Source organism: Kitasatospora sp. NPDC034533, from assembly GCF_055575155.1.
This window is the reverse complement of record NZ_JBVITE010000058.1, coordinates 20,531-42,505: the sequence shown is the minus strand read 5'-3', so window position 1 is coordinate 42,505 and position 21,975 is coordinate 20,531. Positions and strand designations below refer to the sequence as shown.

Here is a 21,975-nt window from a genome sequence, read left to right as displayed (position 1 = left end):
GCCGGTTGGCCCGTACCGACCCGTAGGCTTTCCCCATGCGCGCTCTCCTGGTCGTGAACCACAAGGCCACCACCACCAGTGGCCGCACCAGGGACGTCCTGATCCACGCGCTGCGCAGCGATCTGAAGCTGGAGGTCGCCGAGACCCACTACCGGGGCCACGCGCGCGACCTGGCCCGCGAGGCGGCGGAGGACGGCACGGTCGACCTGGTGGTGGCGCTGGGCGGCGACGGCACCGTCAACGAGGTGGTGAACGGGCTGCTCGCGCACGGCCCGGGCGAGAAGGTCCCGCGACTGGCCGTGGTGCCGGGCGGTTCGACCAACGTGTTCGCCCGCGCCCTGGGCCTGCCCAACGATCCGGTGGAGGCCACCGGCGCGCTGCTGGACGCGCTGGAGCACGGCCGCGAGCGGCCGATCGGGCTGGGCAAGGCGATGACCGACGGCCTGCCGGACCGCTGGTTCACCTTCACCGCCGGCCTCGGCTTCGACGCCGGGGTGGTGGGCCGGGTCGAGGAGCAGCGCCGGGCCGGGCGCAAGTCCACCCACGCCCTGTACGTCGGCCAGGCCCTCCGGCACTACTTCACCCAGCGTGAGCAGCGCCGCTCCGGCCCGGTCTCCCTGGTGCTGCCGGGCCGGGCGCCGGTTCCGGGCCTGGTCCTGTCGATAGTCAGCAACACCTCGCCCTGGACCTTCCTCGGCAACCGCCCGGTCTACCCCTCACCGCTCGCCTCCTTCGACACTGATCTGGACGTCTTCGGCATCACCCGGATGACGGCGTTCGGCACGGCTCGAACGGTCCGTCAGATCCTGCGGTCGTACGCGTCTTCGAGCGACGGCGCCCCTCCGGCCGGCCCGGGCGGGAAGCACGTCGTCTCCTATCACGACGTCAGGCACTTCACCTTGGTTTCAGAGGAACCGAGCCCGTTCCAGGTCGACGGCGACCATCTTGGAGACAGGAGTCGCGTCAGTTTCACAGGCGTTCGGCGGGCACTGCGTGTGATTGTGTGACTGGAACGGGGGTTCCCCCTTCTTCTCGAACGCACAAGCCCCCTTCACTCCATAGAAGTACCGGCTGTGAGCTAGGCGACACCGAAGAATCCAAAATTCCTCCTCGAAGGGGGTTGTATCCGAGCCCGAGGTTTGCGAACCTCTACATGGCGATCGGGACACATCGCAGCGACGGCAACTCCGGAACCACAGGAGCGCCGACCGCGGAGCGTCCCTCGAATCGCCGAATCCCCCCAGCACAGACCACCCGGGCCCGGTGGGCCTTTGGTCTCTTTTGCTGTTGCGGGATTCGTGAAAGCGTTCACATTCACAAGCCATTCGATTATGCCGATCGGGCCACCCCCCGCGGCAGGAGGAGTTGGACGACCATGGACTGGCGCCACCGCGCTGTCTGCCGCGAAGAGGACCCGGAGCTGTTCTTCCCGATCGGGAACACCGGTCCTGCTCTGCTGCAGATCGAGGAAGCCAAGGCCGTGTGCCGCCGCTGTCCGGTGATGGAGCAGTGCCTCCAGTGGGCTCTGGAGACCGGCCAGGACGCCGGCGTCTGGGGCGGCATGAGCGAGGACGAGCGTCGCGCCATGAAGCGCCGCGCCGCCCGCAACCGCGCCCGCACCGCCTGATCGCGCAGCGATCACACGCCGTAGCACCAGCAGTAACCGCCGTACCGATCGACACATGATCAAAGGCTTCCCTGCACCTCCTGGTGAAGCCTTCCGCACCAAGGACCTCGGCCCTGCCGGGTCCCGCGACACCGGACGGCCCAGCCACTTGATACTGTTCACTTAGAGCAATATTGTGGAGCTGTGGCGCTCACCGTGTGCAACGCACCGGCGAGGTGTCGCACCACCCAGAGCCCCCGTTCCGGCCGACTCCCCCCGACGGCCGGAACGGGTTGAGAGGCCCTGTCGACCCACCCCCCCCGGTCGACAGGGCCTCGTTTCTGTTTCCGCGCTCCGGCGCGCGGTGCGTGCACCCGGCGCTCTCGCCAAGCTCACGCCCCCGTCGCGCACCTTCGAGCAACCCGCGCCTCCGAGCGCCGGCACTCCGGGTGCCGCCGCCCCGGCGGGGTGCCTCAGCGGACCGGGATCTCCAGGATCACCTTGGTCCCGCCGTTCGGGCCCGCCACCATGTCGAAGGTGCCGCCCAGCTCACCGGTGGCCAGCGTCCGGACGATCTGGAGCCCGAGGTTGCCCGCCGTCTGGGGGTCGAACCCCTCCGGCACGCCGCGGCCGTCGTCCTGCACCGTGATCAGCAGGTACTCCTCCGGCCGGGCGCCGCCGTTCCAGGTGTCCGACCAGCCCTTGCCGGTCGCCGGGGCCCGTCCGCGCAGCGCGCTCACCTCCAGGTTCCCGGAGGCCGTCGGGCCGAACGCGTGTTCCAGGGCGTTCTGGAGCAGTTCGGTCAGCACCATCGACAGCGGGGTCGCCACCTCGGCGGAGAGGATGCCGAAGCTGCCGGTGCGGCGGGTGGCCACCCGGCCGTCCTGGGACAGCTCCATCACCATCGCCAGCACCCGGTCGGCGATCTCGTCGAAGGCCACCTGCTCGTCCAGGGCCTGGGAGAGCGTCTCGTGCACGATCGCGATCGAGCCGACCCGGCGCACCGCCTCGTCCAGCGCGGCCCGGCCGGACTCCGAGTCCATCCGGCGGGACTGGAGCCGCAGCAGCGCCGCGACGGTCTGGAGGTTGTTCTTCACCCGGTGGTGGATCTCCCGGATGGTGGCGTCCTTGGTCATCAGCTCGCGGTCGCGGCGGCGCAGCTCGGTGACGTCCCGGCAGAGCACCAGCGAACCGGTCAGGGTGCCCTTGGGCTTGAGCGGGATCGCCCGCAGGGTGACCACTCCCCCCTGGGCCTCCACCTCGGTCTGCCGGGGCGCCCAGCCGCTCGCCACCTTCACCAGGGCCTCGTGGACGGCCGAGCGGGACGGCGGGGCGAGGTCGGCGGTGGCGCGGCCGAGGTGGCTGCCGACGAGATCGGTGGTGAGGCCGAGGCGGTGGTAGGCGGACAGGGCGTTGGGGCTGGCGTAGGTGACGATGCCGTCCGCGTCCAGCCGGATCAGCCCGTCGCCGACCCGGGGCGCGGCGTCCATGTCGGCCTGCTCGGCGCCGGGGAAGGGGAAGGAGCCGGCCGCGATCATCTGGGCCAGGTCCGAGGCGCTCTGGAGGTAGGTGAGCTCCAGCCGGCTGGGGGTGCGCACGGTCAGCAGGTTGGTGTTGCGGGCGATCACCCCGAGCACCTTGCCCTCGCGCCGGACCGGGATCGACTCGACCCGGACCGGGACCTCCTCGCGCCACTCCGGATCGCCCTCGCGCACGATCCGGCCCTCGTCGAAGGCGGCGTCCAGCAGCGGACGGCGTCCGCGCGGGACGAGGTGGCCGACCATGTCGTCCTGGTAGGAGGTGGGCCCGGTGTTGGGCCGCATCTGCGCCACCGAGACGTAGCGGATGCCGTCCCAGGTGGGGATCCACAGCACCAGGTCGGCGAAGGAGAGGTCGGAGAGCAGCTGCCACTCCGAGACCAGCATGTGGAGCCATTCCACGTCGGCCCCGGTCAGGGTGGTGTGGCGGCGGACGAGTTCGTTCAGCGAGGGCACATGGCGAGGGTAGCGCCGCCGGTCCGGGCGGGGCGCGGCGGACCGGCGGGCGGACCGCGCGGTGCCTGGTGGGAGGGCCTGGCGGGCCCCTCGGCTCCCGTCCGAGTTGTTTAGACCAATTTTCGGAGAGGCCTGGACAACCGAGATTGGTCTAGTCCACAATGAAAGGGCACCAAGGAGAGGCCCCCCGCGCAACTGCCCTGACCGCGCGCGGCCGCTCCTCGGTCGGACGCCGCCGAGCGAGGACCCCGCACAGTCCTCGGTCGAACCCGGCGCCCGACGACAGCTCCGGGCTACGGTGCCGCATGGGTTGAGGGTCCCGTGTCGGCGCCGTGGCCCGTAGTGTTTTCGGCCCGGAACCACGGCCGGCCGCTCAGCGAACGGCCCCCGGTCCACCAGCTGTGGACCGGGGGCCGGCTCGTTCGCAGGTCGGGCGGGGGCCTAACGGGTCTCGGTGACCTTGGCCAGGGCGCGCGGGGCGTCCGGGTCCTGGCCGCGGGCGATGGTCACCTCGTGGGCCAGCAGTTGCAGCGGCAGGATCTCCAGGATCGGCTGCACCTCCTCGGGCACTCCGGCGGGCAGCGCGAAGCCGGCCGAGGCGGCGTCCACCTGCGCCTGCTGCCCGACCACCACCAGGTCCGCGCCGCGTCCGCGCAGCCGGTCCAGCACCGGCTGGAGGGCCTCCCCGCCCTTGCCGTCGGGGACGATCGCGATGACCGGCGAGACGTTGTCCACCATCGCCAGCGGGCCGTGCAGCAGGTCGGCGCCGGAGAACGGGGTGGCCGGGATGTACGTGGTCTCCATCAGCTTGAGCGCCGCCTCGCGGGCGGTCGGGTAGCCGTAGCCGCGCGAGGTGATCACCAGGCGCTGGGCGAAGCGGTAGCGCTCGGCCAGCGCCTTCACCTCGGCCTTGCGGGCCAGGATCCCGGCGGCCAGGCCGGGCAGCTCCTTGGCGGCCCCGCCGTCGCCCCCGCGCAGGCCCTCGACCAGCAGGTAGAGCGCCAGCAGCTCGGCGGTGTAGGTCTTGGTGGCCGGCAGCGCCTTCTCCGGGCCGGCCAGCACGTCGATGTGGAACTCGGACACCTCGGCCAGCGGCGAGGCGGCGTTGTTGGTCACCGCGAGGGTGATGGCGCCGGCCTCGCGGGCGGCCTTGGTGGAGGCCACCAGGTCGGGCGAGCCGCCGGACTGGCTGACGGTGATCACCAGGACGTCCGTGAGGTCCGGCTTGGCACCGTACGCGGTGGTGGTGGACATCGACGTCAGCCCGGCCGGCTTGCCGAGCAGGATCTCGATCAGGTACTTGGCGTACAGCGCGGCGTTGTCGGACGTGCCGCGCGCGGTGAGCAGGACGAAGCGCGGGCGCCGGGCGGCGATCCGCGCGGCGACCTCGCGGATCTTCGGGGCACCCTCGTCGAGGATGCGCTGGAGGACGGCCGGCTGCTCGGCCATCTCCGCCGCCATGATCCGGCCGGGAACGGTCTGCGGGTCGGACATCAGGGTCTGCCTCCGATGAGACGGATTCGACCCCGCGCGGGCGGCTGCCCGGCGGGGACCTCCACGGCGGCGAGTCCGCACACTCGCTGCGGTCCTTCGTCCCGCAATCCTACGGGCGCGCCCGCCGCCGGGCACCTTTCGTCCGCACGCCTGTCCGAACCCGCGCACGCCCTGCGGCTCGCCCCCTCGCCGGCGCGGGAGGGGGCGAGCCGCGACGGACGGTCAGGCCGGCTTGTTGATCAGCTGGTCGATCGCGGCGTCGGCCTCCTTGGTGGCCTGGTCCACCGACTTGCCCTTGAGGATCGAGGTCAGCATGTCCGGGAGGATCTTCTGCTTCTCGATCGCGCCCCAGCCGGGAGCCAGCGGGGTGAACCAGGCGTCCGGGACGGCGTTGGCCGCGGCGGCCGTGGTCGGCTTGTTCTTCAGCGGGTTCAGCTGGGTGAGGTTGTTCGGCAGGATGTCCTTGTCGGCCAGCGCCTGCTGGGACTTGGTGCTGGTGAACATCCGGATCCACTCGGTGGCCAGCTGCACCTGCTGGGACTTGGCGGTGACGGCGAGGTCGGAGCCGCCGATGAAGGTCGGCAGCGGCTTGCCGTCCGGGCCGGGCATGGTGGCCACCTTGACGGCGTCCTTGATGCTCGGGTCGCCGGTGACCGGCGCGGTGACGCTGGCCGCCTCGTAGCCGTTGCCGTAGAAGGACGCGGCGTGCCCGCGGGCCATCGACTCGAACTGGTTCTGCTCGTTGACCGTCAGATCGCCCTTGTTGTACTTGCGCACGAGGTCGACGAAGTGGCTGATGCCCTGCTGCGACTTGGCGTCGTGCAGGGTGCCGTGCCAGTTGCCGGCGCTGTCGAACTTGGCGATGCTGCCGCCGTACGCGGCCACGTAGCTCATCGCGGCGTACCAGTACGGACCGGGCAGGTAGAGCGGGGAGTAGGTCCGGTCGGCCTTGTTCCGCTCCGCGATCTTGTCCAGCGCGGTCTGGAGGTCCGCCTCGGTCTTCGGGAACTCGGCGCTGCCGGTGGCCTGCTGGAAGGCCGCCGAGTTGTAGATGGCGACCCGGGCGCCGGCGTAGTAGGGCACGCACCACAGCTTGTCCTGGTACGTGCAGGTGTTGGCGAGCGCCTTGATCCAGCTGTCGGAGTTGTCGAAGGTGGTGCGGTCCACCGGGGCCAGCGCGCCGGAGAGCACGTACTTCATGGTCTCGGTGTTGCCCAGTTCGACCACGTCGGGGGCGCTGCCGTCGGCGATGGCCTGGTCGAGCTTGCCCACCTTGTCGGCCCAACCCTGGTAGGCCAGCTTGAGGGTGACGTTCGGGTACTTCGCCGCGAACTCGTCGTTGACCCGCTGGACCAGGTCGGGCCAGTTCTTCTGGGCGTCGTCCATCAGCCAGACGGTGACGGTGCCGCCCGCGGCCTTCGCGTCGGCGCCACCGGCCGCGCCGTCGGCCGCGGGCTTCGCGGACGAGGAACAGGCCGTCAGGGCGACCGCCAGTGTGATGGTCCCGAGCGTCGGGATGAGCTGACGCTTCTTCACGCCATCCTCCGAGGGTGTAGAGCCGTGTTGCCCGCCGGCAGCGTGATTGGCGCCCGCGGAGGGAGAGTCCGGTACGAGGGCGGCGAAGAGCTTGGGAAGGGCCGATACCACATCCGGGGCGGGTTGATCTCGAACCGGATGACTGGACTCTGGCCTAGACCATAGGTGGTGTCAACGGCCAAAAGCCTTAGTTACCGGCGCCGTTGCAGAGCTGTTGTACCGCGTGGCCGCCAGTCGCCGTACCGTCACCGCAAGTGAGTCTTAAGGTGGATTTAAGGCCTGCTTGAGGGAACACGGTCACCCGGCGGGTCCACGGATCGAACACGGGGAAAACGGAACGGGCCCGCCATGCGACATGCGCATGACGGGCCCGTGGGCCGACGTCCGCCGGACCGGGCCGGCGACGTCTCGTTCTTCGGTTCAGGCGACCGCTCCCGGCTGCCCGGTGAGGACCTCCACGGCCGCCAGCCCGCAGACCCGGGCGGCGCCGTGGGTGGCGATGTACAGCGCGCCGGCTGGCTCGGACTGGGGCAGGCCCATCTCCACCACGGCGGCGTCCGGCCGTGCCGCGACCAGGCGGCCCAGCGCGGCGGACATCCACGAGTGCCGGTGCGCGTCCCGGACCACCAGGACCAGGCGGCGGCCCTCGGCGCCGGCCAGCAGCTCGTCGACCAGGGCGTCCAGCAGCTCCGGCGCGGCCTCGGCCGCCGACACCTCGCGGGTGCGGGTGCCGGGGAAGCGGTCGGCCAGCATGCCGGCCACGCCCCACGGGGTGACGTCGCCGACGGCGATGTTCGGCTCGTCCGAGAACGAGGCCACGAACGGACGCTCGCTCACCGGCGGCAGCGCCAGGCCCGGCGCCCGGACCACCTTGAGCGCCCGGCGCGCGGCCCGCAGGCCGACCGCCAGGTCCGGCTCGACCCGCTCGCCCTGGGCCGCGATCCGGCCCCAGCTGCCCAGCGCCCGGACCCGGTCGGCGGCGTCCGCCAGCCGCTCCTCGGCGAGCCGGCCGGAGCGCACGCCCGCCACGATGGCGTCGCGCAGCATCAGCACGGTCTCCTCGTCGGCCAGCCCGCCGCCGACGCAGATCGCGTCCGCGCCGGCCGCCAGGGCCAGCACGGTGCCCTCGCCCATCCCGAAGGTGTCGGCGATGGCGCCCATCTCGATCGCGTCGCTGACGATCAGGCCCTGGTAGCCGAGGCCGCCGTCGGCCGGGGCGGCGCGCAGCAGGTCGCGCAGCACCGCCGGGCTCAGGGTGGCCGGCAGCTTCGGGTCCAGCGCCGGGACCATGATGTGGGCGGTCATCACGGCCTTGGTGCCGGCCGCGATCGCGGCCTGGAACGGGATCAGGTCGCGGGCCCGCAGCACGTCCAGGTCGACGTCGATGACCGGCAGGCCGTGGTGGGAGTCCACCGCGGTGTCGCCGTGGCCCGGGAAGTGCTTGGAGCAGGCGGCCACGCCGGCCGACTGGAGGCCCTCGACCCAGGCCGCGGTGTGCCGGGCGCACAGCTCGGGGTCGGCGCCGAAGGAGCGGACCCCGATGACCGGGTTGCGCGGGTTGGAGTTGACGTCCGCGGTGGGCGCCCAGTTGTAGTTGACGCCGGCCGCGGCCAGCGCCCGGCCCAGCTCGCGGGCGACGTCCCGGGTCAGCGCCGGGTCGTCGATCGCGCCGAGCGCGAGGTTGCCCGGCCAGGACGAGCCGGAGCCCGCCTCCAGCCGGGTGACGTCGCCGCTCTCCTCGTCGATGGCGATCAGCAGGTCGGGGTTCTCCGCCCGCAGCGCCCCGGTGAGCGCCGAGAGCTGGTCGAGGTCGACCACGTTGCGGTCGAACAGCGCGACCGAGCCGAGGCCCGCGGCGAGGTGGCGGCGCAGCCACTCCGGCGGCTCGGTGCCGACGAAGCCGGGCTGGAGGACGGTCAGTGCGTCACGGTGCAGCTGGTCGCTGTCCGCGACGGTGGGAACGAGAATGCTCACGGTGGCTCAGCCCTTCACGGCGCCGTCGGTCAGACCGCCGACCGCCTTGCGCTGGAGGAAGACGAAAAGGATCAGCACGGGGATGGCGAACAGCGTGGACGCTGCCATGGTGGCGCCCCAGTCGTCGCCGAAGGCGGTCCGGAAGGACGACAGCCACACCGGGAGGGTCTTGCCCTCCTCCTTGTTGAGGATCAGGACGAGCGGGAACTCGTTCCACGCGGTGATGAAGCCGAACAGCGAGGTCGACATCAGGCCCGGGGCCAGCAGCGGGAAGATCACCTTCACGAAGGCCTGGGTGCGGGTGCAGCCGTCCACCATGGCCGACTCCTCCAGTTCCTTGGGCACCGCGGCGATGAAGCTGCGCAGCGTCCAGATGGTGAAGGGCAGGACCATCATCATGTAGAAGAAGGTCAGCGGGACCAGGCTGTTCAGCATGTCGTTGTCGCGGGAGATGATGTAGACCGCGATGGTCATGACCTCCCACGGCGCCATCTGCGACATCATCACGACCAGCACGAAGGCCTTGCGGCCGCGGAACTTCATCCGGGCGATGGCGAAGGCCGCCAGGGTCGCGATCAGCAGCGAGATCAGCACCGCGCCGACCGTGACGGTGACGCTGTTGACGACGTACGTCCAGAAGTTGGGCGCGTCGACCGCGGTGCTGAAGTGCTCGAAGGTCGCGTCGAAGGGGATGAAGACCGGCGTCGGACTGATGATGTCGCTGTTCTGCTTGAACGACGTCGCGATCATCCAGTAGACGGGGAAGACGAAGAAGACGGCGAGGACGGCCGCGGTCACGTTCAGCCAGGTACGTCCGAAGAGAGAGCGCCTCACAGCTCGTCCTCCTGCTTGATCATGATGCGGAAGTAGTACGCCATCAGCACGCCCAGCATCAGGATGGTGAGCACGGCGATCGCGGCGCCGATGCCGTAGTGCTGGCCGGAGGAGCCCTCCAGGAAGGCGTGCACCGGCAGGGTCCTGGTCAGGCTCTCGGGGCCACCGGCGTTGATGGCGTAGACCTGGGTGAAGGACTTGAACACCCAGATGACTTCGAGGAAGGTCGTGGCCAGGAAGAAGGGCTTCAGGTTGGGGAAGATCACCGCGGTGAAGATCTTGACCGAGCCGGCGCCGTCCATCCGGGCGGCCTCGTAGAGCTCCTTGGGGATGGTCGTCAGACCGGCGTACATGTTGAACGCCACGAACGGGATCGACATCCAGACGATCAGCAGGACGATGATGAAGAACGTCGAGTACTGGTCGCTGAGCCAGTTGTAGTCGCGCATCGAGTGCCAGCCCAGCTGGTCCAGGATCCAGTTGACGACGCCCCACTGGGAGTCGAACAGCCAGGTGTAGACGGTGGTCGCGGCGACCACCGGCATGGCCCAGGCCAGCAGCAGCGCGATCTGGAGCACCAGCCGCATCTTCTTGCCGAGCTGGTTCAGCAGCAGGCCGACCAGGGTGCCGCCGACCATGATCAGCACCACGTTGACCAGGGTGAAGACGACGCTGCGGCCGGTGACCGCCCAGAACTCCGGGTCGGTCAGCTGTTCCTTGTAGTTGTCGAAGCCGTTCCACTCGGTCATGTGCATGACGAGCTGGCGCCTGTTGAGGTTCTGGAACGACAGCAGGACCGTCTTGATCAGCGGCCAGCCGAGCAGGGCCAGGGTCGCCACGGTGGCCGGCAGCAGCAGCAGGTACGGTGCGAGGCGCGCGCCCAGGCCGGGACCGCCCGCGGATCTGGAGCCCTTCGGCGCGGTGCCCTTCGAGCCGCCGCCCGCGGCGCCCTTCTCAATACCGGCCACAGCAGCCTTCCCTGGCTCCGGGGACTGTGTCTGCACCCGCTGCGAATGCACAGCCATCGTTCTCACTTCCTCACAACCGGCCACGACGGACAGGCGCCGCCCACCGGCCCCCCGCCGGGGGCCGGTGAGCGACGCCGCTCAGTGCTGTTACTGCTTCTGGTTGAGCTTCTTGGCGATGATGTCGTCGTACTTCGCGGCCGTGGAGGCGAAGTCGCCACCCTGGAGGACGGCGGTCAGGAACTCCTTGACCGGGTTCGGGTTGTCCTCGACGCTGGCCCAGTTCGGGGTGTTCGGGGTGATCGCGCCGACCGCCGCGGCGGTCTTGGCGGCGGTGGCGAAGTCGCCGGTGATCGCGGCGTCCAGGGCCGGCTTGTTGGTGGTGATGCCGGCGGCGGCGAACATCCCCTCGTTCTTGTCGTTGAGGGCGATCTTCAGGAAGTCCTTGGCCATGTCGGTGTTCTTGCTCTGCGAGGCGATCGCGAGGTTGGAACCACCGAGGAACACGCCGGAGGGCTTGTCGGCGGTCTTGCCCGGGAGCGGGAAGAAGCCGATCTTGTCCTTGGCCAGGGCCTTCTCGTCCGGGAGCTCCCAGCCGAGGCCGATCATGGCGCCGACGTTGCCCTTGCCGAAGACGTCCTTCTGCTGCGGGGTGGCCTCGTCCTTGTCCTTCGGGCCGGTGGTCGAGTAGCTCTGGAGCTTCTTGTAGGTCTCGAAGGCCTTCTGGCTCTCCGGCGAACCCAGGCCGCCGACCCACTTGTCGCCGTCCTTCTTGGCGATCTTGCCACCCTCGCTGGTGAGCAGACCGAAGTAGACGTACCACTCCTGACCCGGCATGTAGATCGGGTCGGCGACGCCCTCGGTGGTCTTCAGCTTCTCCAGGTCGGCGTAGAACTCGTCCAGGGTCTTCGGCGTGCCGGTCAGGCCGGCCTTGGCCCACAGGTCCTTGTTGTAGGCGACCACGCGGTTGGTGACGTACCACGGGGCGGCGTACTGCTTGCCGTCCAGAACGGCGGACTCGTTCTGGTTGGCCGGCCAGGCGTCGCCACCGAAGGCGGCCTTGTCCTTGGTGATGTCCAGCAGACCACCCGAGGCGGCGTAGCCGGCGGTCTGGGTGTTGCCGACCTCCAGGACGTCGACCGAGCCCTCCGACAGGGCGGTGGTGACCTTGGCGCCGATGCCGCCCCACTCCTGGGCGGTGAACTCGACCTTCGAGCCCGGGTAGGTGGTCTCGAACTCGGTCTTGACCGCGTCGGTCCAGCCCTTCGGGGCCGAGCCGGTCATGGTCCAGACCTTCAGCGTCTTGCCCTTGTACTTGTCGGCAGCCGAGGCGGAGGTCGAGCCGGACTTGTCCTCGCTCTTCTTGCCGTCCGAGCTGCAGGCCGCCAGACCGACGACCATTGCTGCGACGCCGACCGCCGCGATGAGCTGACGCTTCACGCCATCCTCCTGAGGGATGCCTGGGTTGCCCCCGTCGGGCGGCAGCGGCAGACCCACACAAAGCGGGGGGAAAGGTGCCGCGGACCCCATCGAACGGGTGGGGGGATTCATAGTTACCGGTCTAGTGGTGTAGACCAGATGCCTGGAGCTTGGCCTAGACCAATGGGCCTGTCAACGGCTGTCAGGCCCTTCTCCACCACCCGTTATCAAGACGACACCGCACATCGTTCATCGCGTGATGAGGTATTCGTTCCGTAGCCATACATGCAACGATGTGAGCCGTTAACGATGTGGCGGGGTCGGTGAAGACCCCGCGAGAAGCGGGAGAACAGGTCCGATGAGCAGCGACGGGGGATCCACCGCCCAGGTCAACGACCCCGAGGTGAACAGCCTCCCGACGCAGGCCGGCACCGACCCGACCGCGCGCGTCCCCAAGTACTACGGCCTGAAGCGGCACCTGCTGCAACTCACCGAGACCCAGCCCGCCGGCACCCCGGTGCCGCCCGAGCGGGCGCTGGCCGCCCAGTTCGACACCTCGCGCACCACCGTGCGCCAGGCCCTCCAGGAGCTGGTGGTCGAGGGCCGGCTGGAGCGCATCCAGGGCAAGGGCACCTTCGTCGCCAAGCCCAAGGTCGCCCAGGCCCTCCAGCTGACCTCCTACACCGAGGACATGCGGGCCCAGGGGCTGGAGCCCGCCTCCCGGCTCGTGGAGATCGGCTACATCACCGCCGACGAGCGGCTCGCCCCGCTGCTGGACATCAAGCCCGGCGGCCGGGTGCTGCGGATCGAGCGGCTGCGGCTGGCCAACGGCGACCCGATGGCCATCGAGGTCGCCCACCTCTCCGCCAAGCGCTTCCCGGCCCTGCGCCGCAACCTGGCCAAGCACACCTCGCTGTACGCGGCGCTGCGCGAGGTGTACGGGGTCACCGTGGCCGAGGCCGAGGAGACCATCGAGACCACCCTGGCCAACCCGCGCGAGGCCGGGCTGCTCGGCTCCGACCTCGGTCTGCCGATGCTCCAGCTCTCCCGGCACTCCTTCGACGCCGAGGGCGACCCGGTCGAGTGGGTCCGCTCGATCTACCGCGGCGACCGCTACAAGTTCATCACCCGCTTGAAGCGTCCGGAGTAGCCGCACTCCCCCACCGGACTTCGGGCACCGGCGCGCGACCCCGCGCGCCGGTGCCTTTCCGCATTCCGCGACCCCGCTCTCACCCCCTGCGACGGCGACGCCCGTTCCGGCCACCGCGGCACCGCATTTCCGCCCCTCGGCGGCGGACATCGGCCGGTTGCGTCCGAGTGATGGGAAGTTCCGTCAATTCCGGTGACATGGATCACCCCATGCCCTAGATTGCGCAGCCGTAATGACCTGACTGCCGATCACCGATGGTGCTGCTCGGCGGGTCCGCGAGGCGCCCCGGCGCCGACCGGGCTGCGGCGCCGACGGGGAACCCCTCCGGAGCGGAGCCGAAGATGCCCTCTGATCCCCCCACCGTCGACGCCGCCGTGCCCGAGCCGGCCGGCGGGGCCGTCCCGGCCGTCCCGGCCGTCACCCCCGAGCGGGTGCTGGCCGGCCTCGCCCTGCTCGTGCCGATCGTCGCGATGCTCTGGGTGTCCTCGTACGACAAGAGCGAACCCGAGCTGGCCGGGGCGCCCTTCTTCTACTGGTACCAGCTGCTCTGGGTGCCGCTGTCGGCCGTCTTCACGGTCGCCGCCTACCTGCTGATCAACCGGGACGAGAAGGCCCGCAAGGCGGCCCGCGAGGGCGGTGCGCGATGAAGGACGTCAACGTGCCGGCCCTCGTGGTCTTCGTGCTGTTCTTCGCCCTGGTCACCGTGATGGGCTTCCTCGCCTCGCGCTGGCGCCGCGCGGGCGACGCGGCGCACCTGGACGAGTGGGGCCTGGGCGGCCGCAGCTTCGGGACCTGGGTGACGTGGTTCCTGCTCGGCGGCGACCTCTACACCGCGTACACCTTCGTCGCCGTCCCGGCGGCCGTCTACGCGACCGGCGCGGCGGGCTTCTTCGCGGTGCCGTACACGATCATCGCCTACCCGCTGGTCTTCCTCTTCCTGCCCCGGCTCTGGTCGGTCTCCCGGGTGCACGGCTACGTGACCCCGGCCGACTTCGTGCGCGGCCGGTACGGCTCGCGGCCGCTGTCGCTGGTGGTCGCGCTCACCGGCATCCTGGCCACCATGCCGTACATCGCCCTCCAGCTGGTCGGCATCCAGGCGGTGCTGGACGTGCTGGGCGTCGGCGGCGGGGAGAACGCCAACTGGTTCGTCAAGGACCTGCCGCTGTTCCTCGCCTTCGGCGTGCTGGCCGCCTACACCTACTCCTCCGGCCTGCGCGCCCCGGCGCTGATCGCCTTCGTCAAGGACGCCCTGGTCTACATCGTGATCATCGTCGCGGTGATCTACATCCCGATCCGGCTCGGCGGCTACGGGCACGTCTTCGACTCCGCCGCGCAGCACTTCAAGGAGACCAAGGCCGGCTCGCTGACCATCCCGGAGAACAAGCAGTGGACGTACGCCACGCTCGGCCTCGGCTCGGCGATGGCGCTGTTCATGTACCCCCACTCGGTGACCGGCGTGCTGGCCTCCAAGTCCCGCAACACCGTGCGCCGCAACATGGCGATCATGCCCGCCTACTCGCTGATGCTGGGCCTGCTCGCCCTGCTCGGCTTCATGGCGATCGCGGCGGGCGTCGGCAAGGGCGTCAAGGGCTTCAACGCCCAGCTGTCGGTGCCCCAGCTGTTCGCGGACATGTTCCCGGACTGGTTCACCGGCGTGGCCTTCGCCGCGATCGGCATCGGCGCGCTGGTGCCGGCCGCGATCATGTCCATCGCGGCGGCCAACCTGTTCACCCGCAACGTCTACAAGGAGTGGCTCAAGCCCGCCGCCACCCCCGCCGACGAGACCCGGATCGCCAAGCTGGTCTCGCTGCTGGTGAAGGTCGGCGCGCTGGTCTTCGTCCTCGGCATGGACAAGCAGGCCGCGATCAACCTCCAGCTGCTGGGCGGCCTGTGGATCCTCCAGACCTTCGTGGCGATCGTCGGCGGCCTGTTCACCCGCTGGTTCCACCACTGGGCGCTGTTCGCCGGCTGGGCGGCCGGCATGGCGTACGGCACCTGGAAGGCGTACGGGATCGCCAGCCCCGCCACCAAGCACTTCGGCGGCAACGCGGCCGAGATCCCCGGCATCGGCGAGATCGGCTACATCGGCCTGACCGCCTTCGCGCTCAACCTGGTCGTCGCGGTGGTGCTCACCCTGGTGCTGCGGGCGGTCAAGGCGCCGGACGGCCCGGACGAGACCAGGCCGTCCGACTACAGCGCCGAGGCCGGTGGCGCGGAGCCGCAGAACGCGCCGGAGCCCGTAGCGGCGCACTGATTCGCGCGGTACGCGCCCTGTGATCGCGCCGCCTTCTCCGTGAACACTGGAGGAGGCGGCGCGATCATATGTATGAACAGGCGTGCACGCCGGGCACCACCAGACCGGACCGGCATCCGGCCGGAACCTGATCGACCACGGGGAGCTCGCGGCCATGGCAGAAATCGGCACCACCCTCAACGGCCAGCACCAGTCCACCCAGAGCCAGCACCAGCCGGCCCAGGGCCCGCACCAGCAGCACGTCACCGCCCAGAACCCGCACCTGCACCACGTCAGCGGCCACCGCCCGGCGGGGTCCGGCCGGCTGCCGTCCGTGCTGATCGCCACCCGGCACGGCGAGTCCACCGCCAACGTCGAGTTCCAGCTCGCCGAGGCCGCCGGTGCGCTGAGCGTCCCGATCGACTGCCGCGACGCCGACATCCCGCTGTCCCTCCAGGGCCGGCGCCAGGCCCAGGCCCTCGGCCGCTGGTGGGCCGGGCTGCCCAGCGCCGACCGCCCGCGCAGCGTCTGGTGCTCGCCGTACGTCCGCACCGTCGAGACCGCCCGGATCGCGCTCGCCCAGGCCGCCGGGCTCGGCGCCGTGCCGGTCACCCTGGCCGTCCGCTACGACGAGCGGCTGCGCGACCGGGAGCTCGGCGTCCTGGAGATGCTGCCGAAGGCCGCGATCGAGGCCGAGTACCCGCGCGAGGCGGCCCGGCGGCGCAAGATGGGCGAGCTGTACTACCGCCCGCCGGGCGGCGAGTCCTGGGCCGACGTCGCGCTGCGGGTGCGCAGCCTGCTGCGGGACCTGTGCGAGGAGGAGTCCGGCCGGCCCGTCCTGCTGGTCGCCCACGACTGCACGGTGCTGATGCTCCGCTACGCGCTGGACCGGCTCGGCGAGGAGCAGCTCATGGCACTCGGGCCGGTGCACAACTGCTCCACCAGTGTCTGGCGGGCCCAGGACGGGCGGCTGCGGCCGGACGGCTGGAACGGCGTCGGGCACCTGACGGACCCGGCGGACTGACGGGCGGTCGGCTCGACCGGTCCGCTCGGCCGGTCCGCTCGGCCGGTCCGCTCAGCCGGTCCGCTCGGCCGGTCCGCTCGACGGTCGGCTCGACGGTCCGCGACCGCTCCGTTCGACCCCGCAGGACCGCCCCACCAGCCGGTCCGGCACACTGGCCCGATGGACTTCCTCATCCGCAAGGCCCTCCCGGAGGACCTCACCGACGCCGGCCGGATCACCGTCGACGCCTTCGTCGGCGACGGCTACACCGACCCCGCCAGCAGCTACGTCGAGCTGCTGGCCGACGCCGAACGGCGGGCCCGGGAGGCCGAACTGCTGGTCGCCGTCGACGCGGCCGGAGCCGGGGTCCTCGGCAGCGTGACCTTCGCGGTCGGCGGCACCGAGTGGGCCGACATCGCCACCCCCCGGGAGGGCGAGATCCGGATGCTCGCCACCGCCGCCACCGCCCGCGGCCGCGGCGTCGGCGAGGCACTGGTGCGTGCCGCCGTCGCCCGCAGCCGCGAACTGGGCCTGGCCGGCATGGCGTTCTCCACCCAGCCGACGATGACCACCGCCCACCGCGTCTACGAGCGGACGGGCTTCCGGCGCACCCCCGAGCGCGACTGGGAGCCGGTGCCGGGGATGCGCCTGATGGTCTACACCATGGCGTTCTGAGCGCCCGTCGGCCGGTGCCCGCCGTCTCCTCCGCCGACGACCGACAGACGATCAACAAGCGTCTTTTGATATAAACCACAGATCAAGACGTGCCCCAGAGGCGCGTCGCGACAGTCGATCGACCCCGGGGGAACAGACCAGATGGACGACGGGCCCGGTCTCGGCGCGCCCGCGAGCGGACCCACGCTCCAGGACATGCGCAGAAGCAGGGGCATCGAAGCCCCCGCCACCAGCCGCTACGCGATCCCCGCCCCGCTTCCGAAGCCGCGCGGCCCGCTGCCGCCCTCCGTCCGGTTCAAGGCGGTCGACGGGCTGCGCGGCCTGGCCATCGCGTCCGTGCTGCTGTACCACACCAACTGGTTCCAGAACGGCCTCTTCGGGGTGGACGTCTTCTTCGTCCTCTCCGGCTTCCTGGTCACCCTGGTGCTGGTCCGCGAGCTGGACCGCACCGACGGCATCCGCCTCGGGGTCTTCTACCGCCGCCGCGCCAAGCGGCTGCTGCCCGGCCTGTTCGCCACCATCATCCTGGTGGTCGGGCTGTCCGCCCTGGTCAGTCCGCTACGGGACGTCAGGGACCTGCGCCCGCAGGCACTGGCCGCGCTCGCCCAGATCGCCAACTGGGCCCAGTTGTCGCGCGGTGACGCCTACTGGCAGCACTTCGCCTCGATCGACCCGCTCGCGGCCATGTGGTCGCTCAGCATCACCGAGCAGTTCTACGCGCTCTGGCCGCTGCTCCTGCTCATGGTCTACGGGATCTGCCGCCGCTCGATCCGCGCGGCCGGCTTCGCCACCGCAGGGCTGTTCGTGGTCGCCGCGCTGGTCGCCCCGCTGATGTGGGACGGCGACAACAGCGACCGCCTCTACCTCGGCACCGAGACCCGGGCGGTCGGCTTCGCGGCCGGTGCCACCGCCGCCTTCGGCGTCTACCTCTGGCAGCGCGACAAGGTCCGCGCCGGATCCTCCGTCGGCGCCCGCGGGTGGCGCTCCCGGGTGCCGGGCGGCCCCGTCCTGCCCACCCTGGTCGGCACCGCGGCCCTCGGCGGCCTGGTCTGGACCAGCCTCTCCGTCGACAACTACCACGAGCCGTGGCTCTACCAGGGCGGACTGGCCGTGGTCGCGGCCCTCTCCGCCGTCCTCACCGTCTCGCTCTGCCAGGACCGGGGACCGCTGGTGTGGCTGATGTCGCTGCCCCCGCTGCGGCTCACCGGCACCATCTCCTACAGCCTTTACCTGCTGCACCTGCCGGTGTACTGGCTGCTCCAGAACTACGTCGACGACATCTCGCCGAAGCGGCTGCTGCTCATCGGCGCACCGCTCTCCTGGGTCCTGGCCTGGCTGCTGCACTTCGGCACCGAGAAGCTGCGGGTGCTGCGCTGGAGGTTCTTCCCGGCCGTCCCGTTGGTGGCCGTCACCGCCGCGGTGGCAACCGCCGGCGCCTGGTACCTGCCCGCCTGGGTGACCCACGACATGAAGTCCGGGCCGAGCGGCAAGCCTCTGGTCCTGCTCCTCGGCGACTCCTTCTCCCAGGACCTCTCGACCGGCCTGTACCGGCACGGCGACCGCTACCGCGTCGTCGACGGCGGGATCAGCGGCTGCGGGCTGTTCGGCCCGGAGAAGGTCCGCACCACCTCCCGGGAGGAGTTCGAGACCAGCCAGGAGTGCCGTGACCGGGCCGCCGCCTGGGAACGGCAGCTCGGCAGCGGACCGCAGGCCGTCGTGGTCCACCTCGGCTGGGACGCCGCCGAGCAGTACCTCGACGGCACCTGGCTCACCCCGTGCGACGAGGACTACCGGACCCGCTACGGCACCCAGCTCGGCCAGGCCGTGGACCAGGTCCGCCGGCGCGCACCGGGCGCCAAGGTGCTGCTGATGAACGAGCGGGTCGAGAACGGCGCCATCAACAAGACCTGGGGCACCTGCTACAACCAGCAGGTCACCGACTTCGTGAAGGCCTCCGGCGGCGCCGTCCGGCTGCTCGACCTCAACACCTTCTACTGCCCGTACGAGACCTGCGCCTGGAAGGACAAGGACGGCCACCTGGTCAGCCCGGCCAACGACGGGGTGCACCTCACCCCGGCCGGCATGCGGTTCGTCACCCCCTGGCTGGAGAAGGAGATCACCGCGGCCCTGGCCGGCCCGGCGCCGGGCCAGCCCGCCGCGGCGCCGACGGCGGCCGTCACTCCGACGCCGACCGCGACGGCCACGACGCCGGCACCGACGCCCACTGCGACCCCGACTCCGACGCCCACCGGCAAGTCGTCGAGCCACGCCCCCGCGAAGTCCACCCCCCGGCCGCCGTCCGCCAAGGCCACCGCGCCGCAGGGCGACGGTCACTAGGACGGCACGACACGCGACGGCGGGCCCCGGGGCTTCCGGCCCCGGGGCCCGCACCCGTCAGGAGGAGGGCAGTTCGTAGCTCTGCGCGAAGCAGGTGCGGATCGCCTGCTCCGAGGCGGGGCGCCCGGCGAAGTCCATCCGCGGGGTGTCCTCGTTGGTCGGCAGGGTCGGGTCGATGCCGAAGTAGAGCGACCAGAAGTACACCCCGCCCAGTTTGCGTTCCTGCGCCACCTGGCAGACCGCGGTGAACCAGGAAGCCTGGACCGCCTCGTTCAGCTCGCGCTTGGTGTAGAAGTCGCCGGGCGTCTTGAAGGCGCCCTTCTGCGCCGGGATGCCCACCTCGGTGAGCTTGGTGGCCGGCTGCGGCCCGGCCCCCCGCTTGTCCAGCCAGCTGTGCCAGCTGGCCACCAGGTCGGCCACCGGGGCGTCGTCGCCCGCCGACTTGGCGGGGAAGTAGGCGTCCACCCCGGTTCCGTCGGTCGGCAGCGCGAGCACGCCCTTGGACCAGTTGTCCCAGTTGGCGTCGTACACCAGCTGGCCCCGGAAGGTCTTCCGGGCCTGCTCGATCAGGCCGGGCCAGTGCGGGTCGTTCTCCAGCGAGTTGAACTCGGTCCCGATGGTGAACTCGGTCGCTGAGTGCTCCTGCGCGGTCTTCAGGTACGGCGCCAGGAAGGCGGAGTAGCTGGCGAACCAGGCGTCCTTGTCGGTGGGCGCGATGTTGCCGCGCCACACGCCGGTGGTGGCGTAGTTGAACACCTCCTCGTCCAGGATCGGCCGCACGGTGGTGCGCAGGCCGGCCCGGTGGGCGGCGTCCAGCAGCAGGGCCAGCCGCTCCGGGGACGGTGTGGTCGGCCGGGCGGCGACGGCGTTCGACTTGGGGCCGGTGGTGTAGTACGGGAACGACACCGACAGCGAGTTGGCGTTCAGCCCGACCACGTACTTGACGATGCGGTCGACCTTGCCCTGGACGAAGTTCTCCGGGTCTGCCGGGTCGTCCAGCCAGTACACCTGCACGCCCCACTCCGGGCTGCCCTTGGTCCACGGGCGGGCCACCTTGGGGCCGGTGTCCTCCACCGGAGGCGCGTCCTTGCCGAAGCCCCAGACCCGACCCTGCTCGGTCGGCGCGCCGGCCCAGTGCACCGCGGTGGGGCGCTGGTGATCGAACCTGATCGGGTGGTCCCCGAAGACCACCGGGATACCGACGGTGAGGGCGACCACCACGGTCGGGAGGATGAAGATGACGGGACGCTTCACGGTCGTGACTTCCGATCAGGCCGGCTTGGCGATGACGACGAACTTGTTCTCCTCGCCCTTCAGGAACTTGATCAGTCCCCTCAGGCCGCCCCAGCCCTCCAGGAAGGAGAACAGCGGGATGGCCGCCACCACGACGATCGGCTCCCACCACTTGCGCCGGTGGTTGGCCGAGGCGACCACGTTCAGCCGCAGCCCCTCCCAGTAGGTCCAGATGACGTAGGCGAAGTTGATCGACCAGATCAGCACCACGGACTGGGTGACCGGCGAGGTGTTCCAGGTGCCGGTGAACCACGCCACCAGCAGCACCAGACCGACGTGCTGGAGCGGGCCCAGCACCCAGCTGACCATGCCCATCCCGATGAACAGCCGGTACCGCAGCGGGATCGTCTTGTTGAAGCAGAGCGCGACCAGACCCCAGGCCCAGCGCTCGCGCTGCTTGAGGAAGTCCTTGACGCCCGCCGGCGAGGCGCCGTAACAGCGGCCGTTGAACCAGTCGCTGCGGCCGGGGTAGCGCTGGCAGAAGTTGAGCGCCATCTGGGCGTCCTCGACGATGGTGTTCGGTCCGAAGTCCCAACCGATGGTGGCCTCCACCGAGGAGCGCACGATCAGCAGCTCGCCGTGCACGCCGGCGATCGGGGTGCCGGTGCCGGTCATCGCGCGGAACCGGGCGATGTCGTCGGCGGGGCGGATCGCGTCGGCCAGCCAGGTGAAGGTGGAGACGGCGTTCTCCCGCGGATACGTCAGGATCCCCTGCGCCATGTGCTTGGCGTCGTCCCCGGCCCGGCGCTGCCGGTTGACGAACTGGGCGACGGCGGCGGCGGTGTCCGGGCCGACACCCGTGTCGTCGTCCATGTGCAGCACCCAGACGTCGTCCTCGGCCTCGCCCTCCTCGATCCGCAGCTCGTGCGAGTAGTGGTTGGCGCGGGCCTTGAACTTGGTGCCGTTGGGCGTCTGGTACGCCTTCGGCACGGTCACCACGCGGATCAGCGGGTGGCGCTCCGCGAGCTGGTCGATCTGCTCTGCGGCGGCGCAGCCCTCCTCGGTGAGGATGTCCACCCGCATCCACGGGAAGTAGGGCGGCAGGTGCTCGACGTACGAGAGCACCGAGCGCTCCAGTGCGGGGTAGGTGTCGTGCCGCCCGATGGTCGGCACCAGCACGATCAGGAAGTCGTCCTCGACGGGCGCGGCCGGGGTCATCCGGCTGACCTGGCGAAGTCGGCGGCGGACCATCAGCACGCCCTGGAAGCCGATCAGCACGCCGAACACCGGCATGCCCCACAGGATGGTGATCGCCCAGCCGAGCGGGGTGGGGTTGGGCACGTACGCCCACACCGAGAACCCGAAGATGATCAGGAAGGAGAGGTAGAACGGCGTCACCCGGGGCTTCCACGACATCTGCCGCTCGGCGAGCCGGGCCGCCTCACGGGACGTGGTCAGCACCGTCCGCTCGGAGGTGGTCGATGACATGGCGAAAGCGGTTCCTCGTCTGGTGTCGTCTCAG

At 70.6% G+C, this 21,975-nt stretch carries 17 protein-coding genes; 8 read left to right on the top strand and 9 right to left on the bottom strand.

The genetic code is table 11. From position 1 onward, the window contains the following. The first annotated feature begins 35 nt into the window (after positions 1–35). Positions 36–1,007 (top strand): diacylglycerol/lipid kinase family protein, encoded by a 972-nt coding sequence (locus tag ACZ55U_RS30635; protein ID WP_465531248.1) that lies wholly within the window; start codon positions 36–38, stop codon positions 1,005–1,007. Positions 1,008–1,375: 368 nt separating this feature from the next. Continuing rightward, positions 1,376–1,627 (top strand): WhiB family transcriptional regulator, encoded by a 252-nt coding sequence (locus tag ACZ55U_RS30630; protein ID WP_014138019.1) that lies wholly within the window; start codon positions 1,376–1,378, stop codon positions 1,625–1,627. A 452-nt stretch (positions 1,628–2,079) separates the two neighbouring features. On the opposite strand, the gene ACZ55U_RS30625 is transcribed toward ACZ55U_RS30630, so the two are convergent. The 7 genes from ACZ55U_RS30625 to ACZ55U_RS30595 all read right to left on the bottom strand — a co-directional run bounded on the left by ACZ55U_RS30625 (position 2,080) and on the right by ACZ55U_RS30595 (position 11,843). Next, the gene (locus tag ACZ55U_RS30625) at positions 2,080–3,600 is read right to left on the bottom strand and encodes a sensor histidine kinase (protein WP_465531246.1); all 1,521 of its coding nucleotides are present in this window, start codon (positions 3,598–3,600) and stop codon (positions 2,080–2,082) included. A gap of 441 nt (positions 3,601–4,041) precedes the next feature. Beyond that, positions 4,042–5,094, bottom strand: a complete 1,053-nt coding sequence (locus ACZ55U_RS30620) for an SIS domain-containing protein (protein ID WP_465531244.1) — start codon at positions 5,092–5,094, stop codon at positions 4,042–4,044. Between the two features lie 222 nt (positions 5,095–5,316). After that, on the bottom strand, positions 5,317–6,630 hold the full coding sequence (locus ACZ55U_RS30615) for an extracellular solute-binding protein (RefSeq protein ID WP_465531242.1): 1,314 nt from the start codon (positions 6,628–6,630) through the stop codon (positions 5,317–5,319). Positions 6,631–7,050: 420 nt separating this feature from the next. Beyond that, positions 7,051–8,604 carry a glycoside hydrolase family 3 protein gene (locus tag ACZ55U_RS30610; RefSeq protein WP_465531240.1) on the bottom strand — a complete coding sequence of 518 codons (1,554 nt, stop codon included), beginning with the start codon at positions 8,602–8,604 and terminating at the stop codon, positions 7,051–7,053. Between the two features lie 6 nt (positions 8,605–8,610). Continuing rightward, on the bottom strand, positions 8,611–9,438 hold the full coding sequence (locus tag ACZ55U_RS30605) for a carbohydrate ABC transporter permease (RefSeq protein ID WP_465531238.1): 828 nt from the start codon (positions 9,436–9,438) through the stop codon (positions 8,611–8,613). After that, a complete protein-coding gene (locus ACZ55U_RS30600; RefSeq protein ID WP_465531236.1) occupies positions 9,435–10,463 on the bottom strand; it encodes a carbohydrate ABC transporter permease in 1,029 nt (342 codons plus the stop codon). Before ACZ55U_RS30600 ends, ACZ55U_RS30605 begins: the two co-directional genes overlap by 4 nt. Before the next feature lie 90 nt (positions 10,464–10,553). Then, a complete protein-coding gene (locus ACZ55U_RS30595) occupies positions 10,554–11,843 on the bottom strand; it encodes an extracellular solute-binding protein (RefSeq protein WP_465531234.1) in 1,290 nt (429 codons plus the stop codon). Positions 11,844–12,180: 337 nt separating this feature from the next. On the opposite strand from ACZ55U_RS30595, the gene ACZ55U_RS30590 reads away from it, so the two are divergent. The 6 genes from ACZ55U_RS30590 to ACZ55U_RS30565 all read left to right on the top strand — a co-directional run bounded on the left by ACZ55U_RS30590 (position 12,181) and on the right by ACZ55U_RS30565 (position 19,220). After that, on the top strand, positions 12,181–12,972 hold the full coding sequence (locus ACZ55U_RS30590; RefSeq protein WP_465531232.1) for a GntR family transcriptional regulator: 792 nt from the start codon (positions 12,181–12,183) through the stop codon (positions 12,970–12,972). Between the two features lie 341 nt (positions 12,973–13,313). Beyond that, the gene (locus tag ACZ55U_RS30585; protein ID WP_465531230.1) at positions 13,314–13,619 is read left to right on the top strand and encodes a DUF3311 domain-containing protein; all 306 of its coding nucleotides are present in this window, start codon (positions 13,314–13,316) and stop codon (positions 13,617–13,619) included. Beyond that, the gene (gene mctP, locus ACZ55U_RS30580; RefSeq protein ID WP_465531228.1) at positions 13,616–15,226 is read left to right on the top strand and encodes a monocarboxylate uptake permease MctP; all 1,611 of its coding nucleotides are present in this window, start codon (positions 13,616–13,618) and stop codon (positions 15,224–15,226) included. The genes ACZ55U_RS30585 and mctP overlap by 4 nt, the downstream gene beginning before the upstream one ends. A 154-nt stretch (positions 15,227–15,380) precedes the next feature. After that, positions 15,381–16,229 carry a histidine phosphatase family protein gene (locus ACZ55U_RS30575; protein ID WP_465531226.1) on the top strand — a complete coding sequence of 283 codons (849 nt, stop codon included), beginning with the start codon at positions 15,381–15,383 and terminating at the stop codon, positions 16,227–16,229. Positions 16,230–16,388: 159 nt separating this feature from the next. Next, positions 16,389–16,883 (top strand): GNAT family N-acetyltransferase, encoded by a 495-nt coding sequence (locus tag ACZ55U_RS30570; protein WP_465531224.1) that lies wholly within the window; start codon positions 16,389–16,391, stop codon positions 16,881–16,883. A gap of 195 nt (positions 16,884–17,078) precedes the next feature. Next, on the top strand, positions 17,079–19,220 hold the full coding sequence (locus ACZ55U_RS30565; protein WP_465531222.1) for an acyltransferase family protein: 2,142 nt from the start codon (positions 17,079–17,081) through the stop codon (positions 19,218–19,220). A 57-nt stretch (positions 19,221–19,277) separates the two neighbouring features. On the opposite strand, the gene ACZ55U_RS30560 is transcribed toward ACZ55U_RS30565, so the two are convergent. Then, positions 19,278–20,474: a glycoside hydrolase family 113 gene (locus ACZ55U_RS30560; RefSeq protein ID WP_465531220.1), complete on the bottom strand. Its 1,197-nt coding sequence runs from the start codon at positions 20,472–20,474 to the stop codon at positions 19,278–19,280. A 15-nt stretch (positions 20,475–20,489) separates the two neighbouring features. Then, positions 20,490–21,941 (bottom strand): glycosyltransferase family 2 protein, encoded by a 1,452-nt coding sequence (locus tag ACZ55U_RS30555; protein ID WP_465531218.1) that lies wholly within the window; start codon positions 21,939–21,941, stop codon positions 20,490–20,492. Between the last annotated feature and the right edge of the window lie 34 nt (positions 21,942–21,975).